This is a genomic window from Erysipelatoclostridium sp. An173, from assembly GCF_963931465.1.
Classification (GTDB): Bacteria; Bacillota_I; Bacilli_A; order Erysipelotrichales; family Coprobacillaceae; genus Thomasclavelia; species Thomasclavelia merdavium.
In genome coordinates this window covers 69,352-87,922 of sequence record NZ_OZ007017.1, presented here as the reverse complement: position 1 = coordinate 87,922, position 18,571 = coordinate 69,352, and the positions used below count along the sequence as shown (strand labels likewise).

General features: G+C 29.9%; 17 protein-coding genes and 1 pseudogene. 9 read left to right on the top strand and 9 right to left on the bottom strand.

The window, feature by feature from the left end; translation table 11 throughout:
* Window positions 1-9: 9 nt before the first annotated feature.
* The 4 genes from ABGT36_RS00430 to ychF form a co-directional block, all read right to left on the bottom strand.
* On the bottom strand, window positions 10-441 hold the full coding sequence (locus ABGT36_RS00430) for a MarR family winged helix-turn-helix transcriptional regulator (RefSeq protein WP_087374383.1): 432 nt from the start codon (window positions 439-441) through the stop codon (window positions 10-12).
* A 327-nt stretch (window positions 442-768) separates the two neighbouring features.
* Complete coding sequence (locus tag ABGT36_RS00425) at window positions 769-2,130, bottom strand: O-antigen ligase (RefSeq protein ID WP_087374381.1); 1,362 nt, start codon at window positions 2,128-2,130, stop codon at window positions 769-771.
* Window positions 2,131-2,323: 193 nt separating this feature from the next.
* Window positions 2,324-3,136: a class B sortase gene (gene srtB / locus ABGT36_RS00420; RefSeq protein WP_087374379.1), complete on the bottom strand. Its 813-nt coding sequence runs from the start codon at window positions 3,134-3,136 to the stop codon at window positions 2,324-2,326.
* On the bottom strand, window positions 3,136-4,236 hold the full coding sequence (ychF, locus tag ABGT36_RS00415; RefSeq protein WP_087301573.1) for a redox-regulated ATPase YchF: 1,101 nt from the start codon (window positions 4,234-4,236) through the stop codon (window positions 3,136-3,138). Before ychF ends, srtB begins: the two co-directional genes overlap by 1 nt.
* Before the next feature lie 107 nt (window positions 4,237-4,343).
* Between ychF and ABGT36_RS00410 the strand changes: the two genes are divergently transcribed.
* The 7 genes from ABGT36_RS00410 (at window position 4,344) to ABGT36_RS00380 (ending at window position 11,370) form a co-directional block, all read left to right on the top strand.
* Window positions 4,344-4,568 carry a Smr/MutS family protein gene (locus ABGT36_RS00410; RefSeq protein ID WP_087374377.1) on the top strand — a complete coding sequence of 75 codons (225 nt, stop codon included), beginning with the start codon at window positions 4,344-4,346 and terminating at the stop codon, window positions 4,566-4,568.
* Between the two features lie 8 nt (window positions 4,569-4,576).
* Window positions 4,577-5,056 carry a phosphatase PAP2 family protein gene (locus tag ABGT36_RS00405; RefSeq protein ID WP_300629940.1) on the top strand — a complete coding sequence of 160 codons (480 nt, stop codon included), beginning with the start codon at window positions 4,577-4,579 and terminating at the stop codon, window positions 5,054-5,056.
* A gap of 13 nt (window positions 5,057-5,069) precedes the next feature.
* Window positions 5,070-6,062, top strand: coding sequence for a DUF6930 domain-containing protein (locus ABGT36_RS00400; RefSeq protein WP_296883363.1), 993 nt, complete (start codon window positions 5,070-5,072; stop codon window positions 6,060-6,062).
* A 2-nt stretch (window positions 6,063-6,064) separates the two neighbouring features.
* Window positions 6,065-7,162: a hypothetical protein gene (locus ABGT36_RS00395; protein ID WP_346676388.1), complete on the top strand. Its 1,098-nt coding sequence runs from the start codon at window positions 6,065-6,067 to the stop codon at window positions 7,160-7,162.
* Window positions 7,163-7,335: 173 nt separating this feature from the next.
* Window positions 7,336-8,160, top strand: coding sequence for a helix-turn-helix domain-containing protein (locus ABGT36_RS00390; protein WP_087301563.1), 825 nt, complete (start codon window positions 7,336-7,338; stop codon window positions 8,158-8,160).
* Between the two features lie 66 nt (window positions 8,161-8,226).
* The gene (locus ABGT36_RS00385) at window positions 8,227-9,684 is read left to right on the top strand and encodes a prolyl oligopeptidase family serine peptidase (RefSeq protein WP_087301561.1); all 1,458 of its coding nucleotides are present in this window, start codon (window positions 8,227-8,229) and stop codon (window positions 9,682-9,684) included.
* A 357-nt stretch (window positions 9,685-10,041) separates the two neighbouring features.
* Window positions 10,042-11,370 (top strand): MATE family efflux transporter, encoded by a 1,329-nt coding sequence (locus tag ABGT36_RS00380; protein WP_346676387.1) that lies wholly within the window; start codon window positions 10,042-10,044, stop codon window positions 11,368-11,370.
* Window positions 11,371-11,404: 34 nt separating this feature from the next.
* Here ABGT36_RS00380 and ABGT36_RS00375 read toward each other — a convergent pair whose 3' ends face one another.
* The 4 genes and pseudogenes from ABGT36_RS00375 to ABGT36_RS00360 form a co-directional block, all read right to left on the bottom strand.
* Window positions 11,405-12,151, bottom strand: a complete 747-nt coding sequence (locus ABGT36_RS00375; RefSeq protein ID WP_346678611.1) for a MerR family transcriptional regulator — start codon at window positions 12,149-12,151, stop codon at window positions 11,405-11,407.
* Window positions 12,152-12,229: 78 nt separating this feature from the next.
* The gene (istB, locus tag ABGT36_RS00370; RefSeq protein WP_087357274.1) at window positions 12,230-12,988 is read right to left on the bottom strand and encodes an IS21-like element helper ATPase IstB; all 759 of its coding nucleotides are present in this window, start codon (window positions 12,986-12,988) and stop codon (window positions 12,230-12,232) included.
* Window positions 12,985-14,297 (bottom strand): annotated as a pseudogene (istA, locus tag ABGT36_RS00365) (IS21 family transposase). The gene istB and the pseudogene istA overlap by 4 nt, the downstream one beginning before the upstream one ends.
* An 82-nt stretch (window positions 14,298-14,379) precedes the next feature.
* The gene (locus tag ABGT36_RS00360) at window positions 14,380-14,478 is read right to left on the bottom strand and encodes a MerR family DNA-binding transcriptional regulator (protein WP_346676386.1); all 99 of its coding nucleotides are present in this window, start codon (window positions 14,476-14,478) and stop codon (window positions 14,380-14,382) included.
* Between the two features lie 160 nt (window positions 14,479-14,638).
* Here ABGT36_RS00360 and ABGT36_RS00355 point away from each other — a divergent pair, with 160 nt between their 5' ends.
* Entirely contained in the window at window positions 14,639-15,415 is a 777-nt protein-coding gene (locus ABGT36_RS00355) for an SDR family NAD(P)-dependent oxidoreductase (RefSeq protein WP_346676385.1), read from the top strand.
* A gap of 15 nt (window positions 15,416-15,430) precedes the next feature.
* The gene (locus ABGT36_RS00350; protein WP_346676384.1) at window positions 15,431-16,651 is read left to right on the top strand and encodes an OFA family MFS transporter; all 1,221 of its coding nucleotides are present in this window, start codon (window positions 15,431-15,433) and stop codon (window positions 16,649-16,651) included.
* A gap of 65 nt (window positions 16,652-16,716) precedes the next feature.
* Here the strand turns inward: ABGT36_RS00350 and ABGT36_RS00345 are convergent, their stop codons facing one another.
* Window positions 16,717-18,432 (bottom strand): carbon starvation protein A, encoded by a 1,716-nt coding sequence (locus ABGT36_RS00345; protein WP_087301552.1) that lies wholly within the window; start codon window positions 18,430-18,432, stop codon window positions 16,717-16,719.
* Window positions 18,433-18,571 lie beyond the last annotated feature (139 nt).

The window sequence follows — 18,571 nt, the reverse complement described above, 5'->3', positions numbered from 1 at the left end:
TTTGTCCTCCTACTCTAAATTCCTTTTCATCTTACCAATAATTCTTATAAATTCATTAATTTCTTCAGGCTCTAGGTTTTTTGTTAAAGTATGTTCCATCTCCTGAATATATTTTTCTAAAGTATCTTTAAATTCTAATGCCTTAGGAGTTAAAATAATTTTTTTTAAACGAGCATCATAATCAACTCCAACCCGCTTAATAAAGCCGTTGCTTTCTAAACAGTGTAATAATCCCGTAACAGTTGAACGACGTACATTAAAATTAACCTCTAAATCTTTTTGAAAAATTTCTTCATCTTGATGATCATATAAATAACATAAAAATAATCCTTGCGGTCCTGTTAAATTACAATCAAATTTATGACTGCTAATCTCATTTAAATGACGACCTATTAAATTAGCTAAAACTCTTATTTCTATCCCGATTATTTTCTCTTCCATACCATCACTCCATTTTGTTAGGACGCTAACATTATATACTAATGTCGATATATGTCAACGGATATGCATCAAATAATCGCCATTTTTTTATTATCTAGATAAAAAAAGACCACTATCATATTTAGTGATCTTTTAACGTAATCTAAAATTATTAAAAACCATATTATTAATGAATGATTTTATCAGCAATTTTATGGCGTTCCCTTTTTAAATTTCAATCGTACAACGGTAAAGCCAGAGAAATATCAATTATACCAATAATCCCTATAACAATTTCTTGATAAAAAACTGCTGACAAACTTACTTGCCAACAGTCTAAAATCAGTTTTACTGATTTTCTTCCTTTTTTATAATTCGCTGATATGTGTATAAATATCCCAAAAAGCACCAGGCTAATGTTGCCGATAAAGAATAAATATAGAAAACACCATAATCAGTTAGCCCACCAATAAACTCGCATAATACAATCATTGTAAACATCTGAACAATAAAATACATACTAGTTCCCTGACTTTTCTTTAAAACATTAAAAACCATCATAACACTTTTAACAAAGAAAATGACAAAAATAATAAAACCAATAATTCCTGTCGCTACCAATGCTTCTAAAAAAACATTGTGACTATGAACAACCTGGATTGCCCAATAGTCTAAAACATCAGTTTCCTGACTTCCTATCTTTTTAAAATTATTAGCTCCAATTCCAATAACTGGTTCACTATGCCATATTTCTAATGCCGTTTTAGTTAAAGAAATTCGTCCATTTGAAACCTCATCAATGATTTCTAAGCCTTGATTAAATTTTTCACTATCACCAGAAACAATTAACTGCCCTGCTTCGATTAACTGATCCATTTGAAAGCGACTTGTTTCATGACGAGTTATATTACCGACCGAAGGAATAACTTCAACTAATTGTTGACCAATTAAACCTGTTCCGGCAATAACAACCACTAATCCACTAACCATTAAAATTCGTTTTAAATTACTATATGGTCGACGTCTAATAAAAAAATAGTAACCAACCATAATAATAATAACTATCAAAATAATCAATGCCATCCGACATTTGGTTAATAAAATATAAATAAATTGAATAAAGATATTCAAAAAATACCAAAAACGACCTTTAAACTTTTCCCTAATAGCAATAAGGGCTAACACGATTGTCATACAAGCTAAAAATGCCGCCGGATTACTATTAAAATAGATTCCTGATAATCGTCCCGCACTAACGCCTAATTTCCATCCATTAGCCAAACTAGAAAAATGGGCTAAATACATACCAATAGATATCGTCGAAGCAACGCCTACAAGAATATTTACTAACACAGTAATCACTTTGACTTCTTGACCAATTTGTTCTTTGGTCATTGAAAGTGGGTTGTTAAAAATGACAAGATATATCACTAACTGCATTATTGCAATTACATAAGAGTTTAAATCACTATATTCATTAACAATAGTTGCCAACAATAAAATAAGCCCTTGAATAATCATTAAAATACTATAATTTTTCGTCAAGCGAAATTCTTTTTTATAAATATCATGAATAATGATTACAACGGCCCAAATTAATAACGGTATAAACAAATAATTTATTTCAATCCCTAGATAACCAAGAGCAAGGGTATTTATAAACATATAAATTATAAAACATAATTTAAAATACTTTCGATTAAAAACCATTTTCAATTTCTCCAATACATTATCTTTTATTATACCATTTATTAAAAAAAATAAAACACTCCCCTATTAAATAAAATCCCATTTACAATAATATCATAAACTAATAATTACTTTTATTTTTACCAATATTTAACATTGATTACCTATTTTTAATTAAAAAACTGCTGATAAATTATCAACAGTTCAATATCCTTTATTCCATTTTTTCAGTAGCTGGATTAATTCCAGATTTATCTAATACAGCATGGACTACATTTCGTTTGCCACTTTCACTACCTGCAGAAGTACAAGTTGAAAGAGTAATAACTGGACTATTAGCAGATTGATCAAAATCAACACTAATATCACTTGTACGAAGCATCTCTTGATAAAAAGATTGAATATCTGTAATCGCAGTATTATATAACACGCTTTGTTCCGGAATAATATGAGCAGCTACTACTTTATATCTACTTACAGTTCCATCTGGTAAATAAATATATACATATGGATGTTCATCAGCAAAAGATTGATCAGTATATGATTTAATGTTATTAAACATAGAACCATTTTTCATGTTATGACCATATATTACAGTATTTAAATCAACAAATGGGTTGGCATTTTCACTAGCAATGAAAATTGAACCAGCTCTAAATTCCTTTTTATCAATATCACTATGAATATAGGTATCGTTAGTTTCTCCTTGTAAAATCGGATAGCTAACATTTGTATCAGGTATATCGATCCATCCTTTAACATCAGGATTACGAGCTAATAAAGCATCAAAATCAACAATTTTATAGCTTTTAGAATCCTCAGTGTTTTCTGTTACATAAGTTTCTTCAATCTGAGCATTACTATCATCCATCTCTTTATATTCCCATAAGATCGATGCTAGATTATAAGCACTATAACAAAATACACAAACACATACTAATAAAATTAATTTTCTGATTAAATCTTTGAAACCGGCAGGTTTAATTCTTTCTATTAAAGTCTTTTTTTGTTTTTTTGATCTAGCCATTAGACATTAAACTTAAACAACATGATGTCACCATCTTGACCAACATATTGTTTTCCTTCTTGACGAATCTTGCCAGCTTCTTTTAAAGCATGTTCACTACCATATTCCATCAAATCATCAAAGCTATAAGTTTCAGCTTTAATAAATCCTCTTTGGAAATCACTGTGAATGATTCCCGCCATTTCTGGTGCAGTCATTCCTTCTTTAAAAGTCCAAGCACGAACTTCTTGAACTCCAGCAGTAAAATATGTTCTTAATCCTAATAATTGATAAGCTTCTTTAATTAACTTATCCAAACCACTTTCTGCAATCCCTAATTCTTCTAAGAAGATTGCTTTTTCTTCTCTTTCCATACCAACTAATTCACTTTCAATTTTGGCACAGATAGGTACAACATTTGCCCCTTCTTCACTAGCAAATTTAACTACCTCATTGTAGTATGGATTACTATTTGGATCTTCAAGATCTTCTTCACCAATATTTGCAACATAGATAATTGGTTTCATTGTAAGTAATGTATATTGTTTTACTATTGCCATTTCTTCTTTACTAAAATCAATTGTTCTAGCTGGCTTATTAGCTTCTAAAACACCTTTAATTTTTTCTAGGATTGCAATTTCTTCCTTAGCTCCTTTATCTCCAGATTGAGCTTTTTTACCAATTCTTCCAATTCTTCTTTCAACTGTTTCTAAATCAGCAAAGATCAATTCAAGATTGATAGTTTCAATATCTCTAATTGGATCAACATCACCATCAACATGAGTTACATCTTTATCTCTAAAACAACGAACAACTTCACAAATTGCATCAGTTTCACGAATATTTCCTAAAAACTTATTTCCTAATCCTTCACCTCGACTAGCTCCTTTTACTAATCCTGCAATATCAGTAAAACCAAATGTCGTAGGAATAGTCTTTTTAGGTTTAAAAATTTCTGTTAATTTATCTAATCGATAATCAGGTACTTCAACAACCCCTACATTAGGGTCAATAGTTGCAAAAGGATAGTTTGCAGCTTCTACCTGAGCATTTGTAATTGCATTAAATAAGGTTGATTTACCGACGTTTGGTAAACCGACAATTCCGGCTGTAAGTGCCATTTTATATCACTCCATTCATATGCTATATTCTACTTAATATCTAACTAAATTGCAAGATGGTTTAAATGTTTGTATAATAGTTTTAAATAATATAAAGGTGGGATTTAATGCTTAATAAAATTGATATTCATAACTGTACAACAAGTGAAGCTAAAGTAATGCTTGATAATTATATCGACAGTTTAAGTCCATTAGTTAGTGAAATAACGGTAATCCATGGTTATTCTAGTAAAGTATTACAACAATATGTTCGTAAACAATATCATCATAAGCGCGCTAGACGTAAGATTTTAACTATGAATGCTGGTGAAACAATAATTTTATTAAAATAGGAGAGTTTATGGAAAATTTTTATCAATCAATGTTATTTAACATAAAAAAACATCCATTTTTAAAAAATACTTTTATTAACTTTACACGCTATATTCCAGTAATAACATTTATTATTTATCCTGTTGTAATTATTTATTTATTTTTTACTAATAACCCATTATTACTAGAAACAATTATTCGCCCGTGTATTGCTTTTACTGTAGTAACTATCTTTAGAAAAATAATTAATCGTAAAAGACCATATGAAGCAATGGATATTGAACCACTTATTAAACATAAGCAAGGAGAATCTTTTCCAAGTCGCCATACTGTAAGTGCTTTTGCTATTGCTTTTGCCTGTTTAAAAGTTTCTTTACCACTTGGTATCGTTATGTTATTACTAGCAATCACTGTCAGTTTATCACGGATACTTTGTGGCGTTCATTATATCAGTGATGTAATAAGTGCTATTGTTATTGCCTTTATTATTGGTTTTATAAATATTTAATAAGGTGAAGATTATGGAAAACAATTTAGAAACATGGAAAAAACTATATGAAACAACTAAAATCTGGTCAACTAAAAAACCTTGGTTATCCCTTGAAAGCAATGACTGGATTCAAATTGAATTTGATGATATGGAATCAATCTATTGTACTATTATGGGAAGCTTAGGTGAGTGTATCGGTCTATCAATCTATCAAGGGGATGCTGGTCTTGCTGATTTGATTTCAATTTCTAGAGAATATGATGATATTGATTTATCTACATATATGATGTTCGATCAAAACTGTATTACTCTTTATATGGGAAATCGCGATGAAGTTCCAAAACATCAAAAAAACATAATTAAACAATTAGGTTTACGTTATCGTGGTAATGGTAATTGGCCATATTTTCTATCATTTAAAAAAGGATTTATGCCATTTGATATCGATGATAATCAAGCTGCTTTACTAATAAAAGTTATGGAAAAATTACTAGAAATCGTACCATATTATCAAAAAGGCAAAATTGATGTTGAGTTTGAAGAAAATGAAATGATTTATGCCCATATTGAAAATAATCAATGGCAGTATGAAGCTATCTGTATCCCTGATATAGATAAATTTGTGGCAGTTATTCCTGAAAATGAAAAGTTAATGAACAAATTAAAAGCTACTAGCTACAATGACAATGAACTTATCATAGATATTAATTATGCAGCAGGCTTTGTAACTGATCCTGACTACTCACAGCCGATTAATCCATTACTTGTTATTGTTTTTGATAAAAAAAGCGAAATGATAGTTTTTCAAGAAATGTTAAAACCTGACGATGATGAAATTCAACTAGCATTAGATTTTTTAGTTAGTTATATTCTACAATACGGTAGACCACGAACTATTTATTTTAAAAATCCAATTGTCTGGTGTGCTCTATCAGAGTTATGCATCCAATGCAAAATTGCACTTAAGATTAGTAAACTACCATTAGTAGATGAATATTTTGAAACAATACGTAATATCTTATAAGTATGAAAAAAATTTGGCAATCAGTAATTCAAATAATTTTAGCTGCTAGTGCTGGTTTTGTTATTGGATTTATCCTAGCTTCCAGTTTTCCTAAACAATATTTATTAGCGTCAATTTTAATTTTTATTGTTTCGTTATTTTTTATCTTTCCCCTGGCAATTATTATCCACGAAAGTGGACATTTAGTTATGGGGTTATTGACTGGTTATCGTTTTAGTAGTTTTCGTATTGGCAAAATATTAATTCTTAAACAAAATAATCATTTAAAAATTAAAAAGTTTTCAATAAGCGGTACTGGTGGGCAGTGTTTATTAATCCCACCATCATACCGCTCTAATTTTCCATTTTTCTTTTATAATGCTGGTGGTGGAATATTTAATTTATTAACTGCTATATTAGTTGTTGTTTTAATCAATGTCTTTAATTTAAACTATGTTATTAAAATAATTGTAATAACACTTGGAATTGTTAATGGATATTTAGGTTTAATTAATTTAATTCCTTTAATAATTTCTCTTCCTAATGATGGTTATAATATTTTATCAATCATTAAAGATAAGGAAAGCCGTTACTGTTTTTATGCACAATTAATGATTAGTTATCTACAAACAAATAATGTTCGCTTTCAAGATATGGACGACAGCTTATTTGAAATGCCTGCCAATGCGAATTTAAATAATCCATTAAATCAATTTGTTTTAGTTGCCCAGATTGATCGTTTGCAAGAGCAATTAAAATTTGATGAAGCTAAAATATTAATTGAAAAGATTTTAAATGAATGTAAATTAACTGATTATTATCGGAATTCTCTTAATAGTGAATACTTGTTTTATTTATTGATGGAAAATGCAAATAGTTCTAAAGTAAATGATTTATATTATGAAATTGAAAAGTTCTTAAAACAAAGCTGTAAAACTAATCTAAGCTGTCAAAGAACTTTATATGCTTATCAGCTTTTAGCTGTTAAAAATTATCAAGAAGCACAAAATTATTTAAATCTATTTAATCAAACAATAAAAACATATCCTTTTACTACAATTATTGAAACAGAGTTAAAAATTATTGAGTTGATTAAAGAAAAATATCATACTTCGTTTTAATGTTATAAATATTTTATTTTTCATAACAATTACACAATATAATCAATACATTCAATTAGTAACTTTCAATAAGAATAAAATATTTCTTACTTTTTTAATAAATAAATTGCTTACTAATAATATTGAATAAATTATAATTTAAATAAAGGCTAAATGTCACATTGGAGATATATATGGAAAAAATTTATTATGAAATAACTAATACAAAAGGTAATATTCCAATTGCAATATTTTATCATTATAAAGCTCCGATTCAATCTGTAAAAGCACATTGGCATCGAGCATTGGAATTAACATTAAATTTAGAAGGTACAGTTGATTTTTATAACGGAAATCAATTTGAAACTCTTCATGAAAACGAAGTTAGTATTTCTAATAGTGGGGAAATTCATTATTCAATTCCACATTTTGATTGCTATGAAGATAAAATTGTAGGAATCACGTTACAAATAAACTATGATTTTTTAAAATCATTAATACCCGATTTAGAAGAAACTTACTTTAAAATAAATAATCCAAACATACAGACATCAATTGCAAATAGTATACTAAAAATCTGTAAATTATATGATAGTAATAATAACAATAGATATATTAAAATATTTTTACAACTTTTAACAATAATTGATTTATTATATGAGAATTGCCGAACCAAATATAAAAATAAAGCAACTAAAAAAACAAAAGAAATCCTTAACTATATTCATTTAAACTATAATCATGACATTCACTTATATCAAGTGGCTGACTATTTTGGATACTCTCGAGAGTATTTTTCAAGAATGTTTAAACAAGAAATAGGTTTATCTTTTAAACAGTATTTAGATAATTATCGAATCGATAAATCAATCCAGTTATTAATAAATTCGAATCAAACAATTTTAGAAATCGCTTATGCTACTGGCTTTACAAATGAAAACCAATTTATCCAAACATTTAAAAAATATTATCATCTTACACCTGGTAATTTTAGAAAGTTACTTTTCGAAGATAAATAAGTCAACAATTTTGTATATTTCTCTCTTGTTCATATTTTATAATACTGACAAGAAAGGAGAAAAAACATGAAAAAAACATTATCTTTTTTATTATCTTTATTTACAATACTAACTATTAGTATTAGTCCTGTTCTAGCAACTGATAGCAAAACTGTAATTCCATTTGATTTATATTCAACTGTTTATAATTATGGAGAGGCTGTTGATAAAATTGTTTTGGATACTACAGATTTAAGCATTGATGAAACAAGCTTAACAACTGATATGTTTAAAGTATATGCTACAGCTACCACACCATATACTGATAAAGATATTGTAGATATGATTGAAGCAGATGGTCTAGTTCACTGCGGCACTTATGAAAATGTTGAAAGGGTTATAGATCAGATAAACTTTCTAGATGGAAAAATCATTTTAAATCTAAATACAGTCAAAGATGGTAGTGGTCAAAGCACATTAGATTTTACAGCTAATTTTGAAACACTAAAAGGATGTAATTTATCATTAGATATTTCATATCGTATTGAACTAACTAAGCCATTAAAACTTAGTGATGGTACAGAAATCGAAAGTACTAACCTAGAATTCAAACAAAATGAAAACATCCATAATAATGAAATTGAAAAATTTACTGCAGGTGAATACGGTGGTTTAAAATACCAATTATATACACCAGAAAATGATGGCAATAATCATCCATTAATCGTGTGGCTTCATGGTGGTGGCGAATCAGGATACAAAGGAATATTGTATAACAATGTTTCACAATTAAAAGCCAATCGTGGTGCAGTAACTTTCACAACTGATGAAGCACAAAATATTTTTGGTGGGGCATATGTTTTAGCACCACAAGTGCCTGATGAATGGTCAGATCATTTACAAGATACTAAATCATTAATTGACAAAATTATTGCTGATTATCAAATCGATAAAAATCGAGTTTATGTCTACGGATGTTCTGCTGGTGGCTATATGACATTAGATTTAGTAGTACATAATCCTGGCTTCTTTGCAGCTGCTGTTGCAACCTGTCCTGCAATTGATCAATCAAATATCAATACATATGGGGAAGGCAGAAAAATAACTGATGAAGAGCTATTGTCCATTAAGAATACTCCTTTATGGTTAGTTCAAGCTAAAAATGATGGGACTGTTAAATATGAAGAATCTGCATTAAGAGTATATAACCTACTAAAAGACTACAATCCTAATGTTATTTTAACCACTTATGATAATGTCCAAATTGGTGATGAAATTTATTCAGGAGGACACGAGTCTTGGGTATATACAGCACTAAATATGCCTGAATACAACGGCGAACATGTTTGGCAATGGACAGCAAGACAAATATTAACTTCTCAGCAGGTACCTGCAACAGAAATTCAAAAACCGAATGATATTAATTCAGTTAATGCTGTTAAAACTGATGATAGTAGCATTCCAGAATTATATCTATTAATGTTAAGTATTTCTAGTACTTTTATGATTTGGTATACTTCTAAAAAGTTTGTAAAAAATATTTAATATACAAAAAAGTTAAAAAGTACGCTAAGGATTCGATATTAAAATTTCGAATCCTTTTAAAATTCTATGAGGAGAAATCATATCTAGGAGCACTCTCCTCTTTCTATTTTTCAAATTCATTTATTTCACCATTATCATCCAAGTCATCATCAAACTTAAATATCTTAAGCAAATATTTTTCCATAACAATAGATAACCAAACAATCAGATTATAAAAAACAGAGAATAAGAACACATCACCAAATTTTATAACATCTTTTTTATAATTCATTTTAAGCATAGAAACTATTTATTATAGGTATTAGACATGAAAAATCAGGGCTTATATAATTAAGGTATCAAGGGGGCTGATATCTTATGATGTTTTCAAATAAACAATTAACAAAATTAATCTGGCCATTAGTAATCGAACAAATCTTAACAATGATTGTCGGAATGGCTGATACTATGATGGTATCTTATGCCGGTGAAGCAGCAATTTCCGGTGTTGGATTGGTCGATATGATCAATAATCTTATCATTACTGTTTTAGCGGCTATTGCTACTGGTGGCGCTGTAATTGTCTGTCAATATCTTGGTAGTCAAAAAAAGGAACAAGCAAATTTTGCCGCTAGTCAATTAATGACGATCACAGCAATTATTTCTATTGCTATTATGGTACTATGCTTAGTTTTCCATCGTGGTTTACTACAATTATTTTTTGGTTCAATTGAAGCTGAAGTTATGAATGCTTGTATAATCTATTTTCTAATTACGGCTTTATCTTTTCCTTTTTTAGGTATTTATAACTCATCTGCTGCAATCTTTAGGTCAATTGAAAAAACTAAAGTAACTATGTATATTTCTTTATTAATGAATATTATTAATATCATTGGAAATTACATTGGCGTAATCATCCTTCAAGCTGGGGTTGCCGGTGTTGCTTTTCCAACATTAATATCAAGAATTGTTGCAGCGATAATTATGTTAGTTTTATCTTTTAATCATGAAAATCCAATTTATATCAAAACTAAAGAGATTTTCACTTTTAATACCACAATGATTAAAAAAATATTACAAATCGCTGTACCTAATGGTATTGAAAATGGTCTTTTTACACTAGGAAGAGTTTTAGTAACTAGTATTGTTGCAATCTTTGGAACAAGTCAAATTGCTGCCAATAGTGTCGCTGGAAGTATTGATCAGATAGCAGTAGTTGTAGTTAATGCTATTAACTTAGGGATCGTAACCGTAGTTGGTCAATGTGTTGGTGCCAATGATTACAATCAGGCAACATATTATATTAAAAAACTAATGAAAATATCTTACATTATCACAGCAATAATTGGTGGTGTTGTTATTCTTGCTTTACCAATATTATTGAACTTATATTCATTATCTGAAACTGCTAGAAATTATACTTATATTTTAGTTATTATGCATAATATCATGGCATTTGCTTTACATCCAACTTCATTTGTTCTTCCTAATGGATTACGTTCAGCTGGCGATGTTAAATACTCAATGTTTGTAGGAATAATTTCAATGTTAATATTTAGATTAGGATCTGCTTACTTATTTGGAATTATCTTTGACTTAGGAATCATTGGCGTATGGATTGCTATGGGTGCTGACTGGGCTTGTCGTTCGGTATTGTTTATGATTAGATTTGTTAGCGCTAAATGGAAAGAATATAAACTTATCTAAAAATAATCAACTCACATCGCTTGATGTGAGTTTTTTATTCGATTGGTATCCAGATATTATGCCAGTTAAAATATTCTTGATCTGGCTTACACATTGAAACAATTTGAGTAATTATATCACCAGCTAGTTGTAAATTATGCTTTTTCATATACTCAAATGCCGGATTTAAAACCTGATATGTTAAAAATTGGCTCGAACGTGATGAAATACACAGATATAAACATTGACATGGTGGATAGTATTTAACATATTCTGTTTCTTTAATATCAAGAAGCTGCGCAAATTCTTCTTCAACGCCAACTCCAAAATAAAAATCAGTATTTTGTTTTTCAACGTTTTCTTTAGGAAATAGTGCAGTAGAAAAAATAAACGGAACTTTTTGACAAAATTGTTTTAATGCTTCCTGCTCTTTTTTTGATAAAAACAAATTATAACATTTTTGGCTGTCAATACGATAAATTCCAGGACGCATTTTTAGTTCTAGCTGATGGTCTTGTTTTTTAGCGTCATTTATCAAAGAACGATTAGCTTTTAATTTTTTTAAAATATTCATTTGATAAATAATATTTTCTTGAATTATTTCTTCTTGTTTTGATAATAGATCATCTATTTTTTCAATACTTTCCTTCTGGAGTATTTCTTTTACCTGCTCAATATTAAAACCAAAACCAAGATAACAACGAGCTCTTATAAGCATATGCAAATCCCATGCGGTATAGTAGCGATAGCCACTATTTTCATCATGAATAGGCTGGATGATATTCTTTCGTATAAATGTCAATATAATTTTGTACAAAAATGATCATTTATGATGTACAATTGTGTTCCTTCTCAATATAATCAAGAGCATTTTTAAGTATTAGGATTCCTCTTCATTTGGCTTCATTTGATCTTTTAATCGATAGGATTTACCCGTTATAGTTACCACGTGCGCGTGATGAAGGATTCTGTCTAAAATAGCGTTTGCCATGACCACATCACAGAAGACTTCATCCCACTCACTAAAATTGATATTTGTAGTTAATATCGTGCTTCTTTTTTCATAACGTCTATCTATCAATTGAAAAAACAATTTCGCATCATCTTTATTAATCGGAAGATAGCCAAGTTCATCTATGATCAGTACTTTATATTTGGTAAAATGGCGAAGTCTATCTTCCAATCTGTTCTCGTTATTTGCTTTCTTCAATTGTTGAATAAGATTATGACATTTGATGAAATATGTACTATTTCTACGCTTTGCCGCGGCAATGCCTATACTTACAGCCAGGTGTGTTTTACCTACACCACTATTACCCAGAAATACGATGTTTTCACAATTCTCGATGAATCTGAGTGTCTCAAAATCCAATATCTGCTGTTTGTTTATTGATGACTGAAAATCAAAATCAAAATCCCTTAATTCTTTATGATGAGGAAATGCCCCTACCTTAACCATTGACTTGACCATATTCTTTTCTCTATGATCGATTTCTATCTGCGTCAATTTGATCAATCCTTCTGTAAAAGATAGATTGTTTCTGGTTATATAATCCAACATCTCATCTAAATTTTCATTCATTTGACTTAACTTCAAGTAATTCAGGTTATTTTTCAATTGCATATATGTACTACTCATTGTATATTTCTCCTATCAAATTTAAATTTGCCTTGGCTAATTGTTTGATTTCATCCGAACTGTCTTTAAAACTTACTTCATATATTTTTTGATAATGTTCTTCATGATAATTATATTTTGATTGAGATATTTGATGAATTGTTATAAGTCTTGTGTTAGAATACACATGTATATAATCATCAAATATCTGTAGTTTCACTGTTTTACCAATATATTCTGGTGGTGCGGAATATTTATTACCTTTATAGGAAAACAAACTCTGTGAATCTACTTTTACTGGTCTAATGGTGATTTTATACTGATTTCTTATCTTTTCTTGTGGTAAAGGGGATAAGAAATCTTTTTCTTTTTGGATATGAAGTTTCGGAATTTTTCCTATTTCACTGTGCACCTGGCAATTATTTCTTTCATTGATTTCCATTACTTTTTCATTCAGTTGTGCATAGTTCAGCTTCCCATTATAAGCATATAGTTCATCCCATAATTTCATTGGCGCTTCAACCTTCCCTTTACTCCATGGTTTTCCGGCAATACAAGGTTTCACTATAAAGCCATAATCATCCGCAAACTGTTGAAACTTTGCATTGACCTTTCCACTCGAATATTCTGTTCTTGCCTCATCCATGACTGTTTTCATATTATCGGTTTTTAAGATGTCAGGCACACCACCAGCTGCTTCAAATGCCTGATCAAGATAATGAAACAGAGCACCCTGCTTTTTTGTAAGTGAGATGAAATTAATCCTATATCTTGAATAGGAATATACAAGTGCAAAGATATTTAATTCAATAACCTCACCTGTGCTTAAGGTATAATGCATATTTTCCTTCCAATCCAATTGTGCCTCAACTCCCATACCAGTCTCTCTTTTGATTGACCGATGATTTGTCATATTGTTTCTAATTTTACCATTTACTGTCCTGTTTGTTCTGCCATTAAAGTATTTATCAAATTCCTCATGCTGGCTGATCCACTTTCTAAAATGGGAAGCTGAGCACTCTAATCCATGATTATCTTTTAGATATTGCCATAAAACTCTTTTATAAAAGAAAACCTGAGTATTTTGATTGATCAGCAAGTCATATATTATTTGATAAAAATTATCTAACTTACTTTTTCTTTCTCTTTTCTTTGGCTTAGTATAACCATTCATATATTTATCAATCAATCTTCTATCTACACCAAGCTCTCGGGCAATTTGTGATTTATTTATTTTCAATTTTAACTCCTCTACTAATACTTTCAATTTTGGTAAATCAAGCAAACAATTAATCTCAATACTTGAACTAACTGTTAAATTCATAATCATAATATAACCTCCAATAAAAACTGAATTATTATATTATGTTGAATTGATTTTGTACATTTTTATATGATCGTTTTTGTACATATTAATAGTAGCATTTATACTTTCGTTCATAATAACGAATTGTTTCTGCAGTAACTCCTAATATTTTTGCTAATTCACCAATAGTATATGTCGTATACATTTATCTTCCCCAACTTTCAAATTATTTTAATGTTAATGTCATTATTTTACCATATTTTCTATAAAATTTTACAATATAACAAGCAAAATAGCTAATTGACTTTAAAACTATTATAAGGATTATACTAGTTACGTGAAAAAAATAACAAGGGAGGATTAATATGAACGATAAAAAAGTTGTCCTAATTACCGGAGGAGCAATGGGACAAGGGCGTGGTCACGCTTATAAATATGCAAAAAATAATTTTGATGTGGTTTTAGCAGATATGTTAGAGCCTGAAAATGAACATTTTCAAGAAACGATCAAAGAATGTCAAAATCAAGGTGCTAAAGTTCTAGCAATGCGTTGTGACATTACTAATAACGAAGATATGGAAAAACTATTTAGTAAAGCCTGGGAAACATTTGGGCGTTTAGATGTTGTTATCGCTAACGCTGGAGTTATTAATTTTGGATACACTTGGGAGTTAACTGATGAGCAAGTAGAAAAAGTGATTAATATTAATTTAATTGGAACTTGGCGAACTGATAAATATGCTACTAAATATATGTTAAAACAAGGGTTTGGGCGAATTATTAATATTTCTTCGACTTCAGGATTGTACGGAACTCCAAAGCTAGCAACTTATTGTATGTCTAAGTGGGGCATTATCGATCTTACTAGAACATTAGCTAAAGAAGTAGGTTCTAAAGGAATAATTGTTAATGCTTTATGTCCAACTAAAGTAAAAACTCCAATGTGCGAAACAATGGATTATGTTGAATTTATCAATGAATTAACTGGTAATAACTTTACATCTGTTGAAGATATGTATGCCGGGGTCCCATTTTTAGACGTTGAAGACATTACTGATATGGTTTATTGGATGGGAACTAGTCGCGAAGCTGGAAAATTTAACGGTCGTGATATTCCATTAGATTTAGGAACTTTACAATAATGGAGGATTAAAAGAATGAAAATTACTAAAGCAACTCGCTGGCGTGTTTTCGCGGGAGTTTGGATACAAAGTTTATTTACATCAGCTACTGCTTTCTTCAGTTTATTTGCATTACCATTATGCAATCAATTTGGTTGGAGTAGTTCTGATTTTTCAATGGCTTATACCATTTATATGTTTATTTATTGTGCTGTTGGCTTTCTAGGCGGAATTTTAGCTGAAAAACTCCAGCCACGAATCGCCATTTATATCGGATTAGCTTTATTTGCAGGAGGGTGGATCTTAACTGGTTTTGCTAATACAATTCCATTCCTTTATATTGCATATGGTTTTATCGCTGGAGCTGGTGCTGGGATGATTTATCCAGCCTGTTTACCAACAGCATTAAAATGGTTTCCTGATAAAAGCGGATCTATTTCTGGTTTAGTTCAAGCTGGAGCTGCTTGTGGTCCATTTATCATGTCACCAATTGCCCAAATGTTAATTGACAATTATGGGGCTCAAAGTGCTTGTAAAATTTTAGGAATTATCTTTTTAATTGGGGTTGGTCTAGTAGCCTGGATGATCGTTCCTTGCCCTGATGGCTGGACTCCTGAAGGATGGGTTCCATCTACTGAACAAAGCAAAGAATTAAACACTAAAGATTACAATATTCCTCAAATGGTTAAAACACCAATTTTCTGGGTTTTGTTATTAATGTTTATTTTTGCTAATGCTGCTGGTACTATGATGGTTAGTGCCACATCACCAATTGCTCAAAATCAAATTGGTTTATCAGCAATGGATGCTGCTCTATGTGTAAGTTTAATGACTTTATTTAATATGTTTGGACGAATTGCATTCGGCTTTATCTATGATAAATTAAAAGGCTGGAATTCTCTGCTACTAGTTTTAGTTATTAACGGTATTTCAATGTTAATGTTAACTATTGCTGATTCTTATATTTATTTCATTTTATGTATTGCTTTAGTTGGCTTTTCTTTTGGGGGGCTGCTAGTTGTCTTTGCACCAATGGTTAAAATAATCTTTGGCTCAAAATATTATAATCGTAATTATGGATTGATTTTTATTGGATATGGTATTGGAGCTTTTGTCGGACCAAAAATTTCAGCCAGCTTCTATGATGCAACTGGATCATATGTGATGGGGTATCTAGGCTCTGCTATTTTAGCCGCATTAGCCATTGCATTAATATTAATTGCTAAAAAAATGTCTGATAAAATGTTAAATGATTAAAAAAATCGTGATTTTATTTCTTATAAAAAAGTGCTAATCCTAACAATTAGCACTTTTATCTTTAATTACGCTGTTGCTTTTTTAGATTCAAATAATTTTTTGAAATCAAAGAATGCTACTAATACACCTAAAGCAACTAACAATACTGCTACAATTAATTGTAATCCAGATGTCAAGAAATCAATTGTTCCTGTTGTCATCCATGCAGTAACAATGTTATAAATTGACATTCCTAATGAAGTTAATGTTACAACTAACATTAAACACATTGGGATATATAACATCCATCCTTTTCTTCCAGTTACCTTTAAGAATACTGAAATACTAATTAATACCATCGCAGCTAATAACTGGTTAGCTGATCCAAATAATGGCCAAATATTGTTGTAACCACCTAAAGATAATAAATATCCACAGAATAATGAAATTAATGTAGCTACATATTTATTTGTTAAAAATTTATTTATTCCAGATTGTTCTTGACCAGGTTCTATTTCAAAGAATTCTTGGAATGATAAACGACTAATTCTTGCTACAGCATCTAATGAAGTTAATGCTAATGCTGAAACAAACATTGTCATAATACAAATTCCCCATTCTTGAGGTAATCCTAATTGAGAAACAAAACCAGTAACCCCAACTGCAAATTGAGTAAATGGAGTAGCTCCACCTTCAACAGTTACCATTGCTGTAAGTTGTTGATTTAAAGTACCATCAGCAATTAATGAAGATAAAGACCCAACTACAACAACAACTAAGATTGCTAATAATGATTCTAATAACATTGAACCATATCCAACTTGTAACATATCTTTTTCATTTTCAATTTGTTTACTGCTTGTTTCTGAAGAAACCAAAGAGTGGAATCCAGAAACTGCCCCACAAGCAATAGTTACAAATAATGTTGGGAATAAGTAACTTCCACTATCAGTTACAAATCCAGTAAATGCAGGTGTAGAAATAGTTGGATTGTAAATAAGCACACCAACAACAGCTGCAATGATCATTCCTACAAATAAGAATGTAGTTAAATAATCACGAGGTTGTTTTAATAACCACATTGGTGTAATTGATGCAAAGAAAATATAGACAAACACTACATATAACCATGTTGTTTTATCAAAATAAATTGGAAAAGCAATTCCTACTGCTAACATCAATAAAATCAAAACAATTCCAATAGCCGCTTGTAATTTACCACTAACTTTGAATTTTCTTAAAAAGAAACCAAATCCGATTGCAACAACAATGTACAACATTGAAATCGAAGCAGCTGAACCATTAGCAGCAACTTTTGAACCATCAGCCCCAAAGCCATTAAATGTACCAGCTACCATATCGGCAAAAGCTGCAATTACAAGTAATGTAAATAACCAGCAAAATAAAAAGAATAATTTTCTTCCTGTTTTACCAATATATTCTTCGATAATTCCGCCCATCGATTTACCATCAGATTTAACTGAAGCATATAATGCCCCAAAATCTTGAACAGCACCAAAGAAAATACCACCTACAAGGATCCATAAAACAGTTGGTATCCAACCAAACATCAATGCCATAACCGGTCCAGTTACTGGCCCAGCACCCGCAATTGAAGAAAATTGATGTGCGAAAACATTCCATTTATTACTAGGTACATAATCAACGCCATCATCATTCTTAATCGCAGGGGTTTTAGCATTTGGATCAACTCCCCATGTTCTTTCCAAATAACGCCCGTAAACAACATAAGCAACGATCAAAACTACCATTGCGATAACGAGCAATACTAAACCATTCATTTTTCTTCCCCCTTAATATTGTTAAGAATAAAAATACACTTGTAATTCTTATTTGTCAATATAATAATTTATTTTAATAAATTATTTTTAGAAAAAAGATAAATATTTTCATTTTTTTTGTTAAAAAGATTAAAAACAG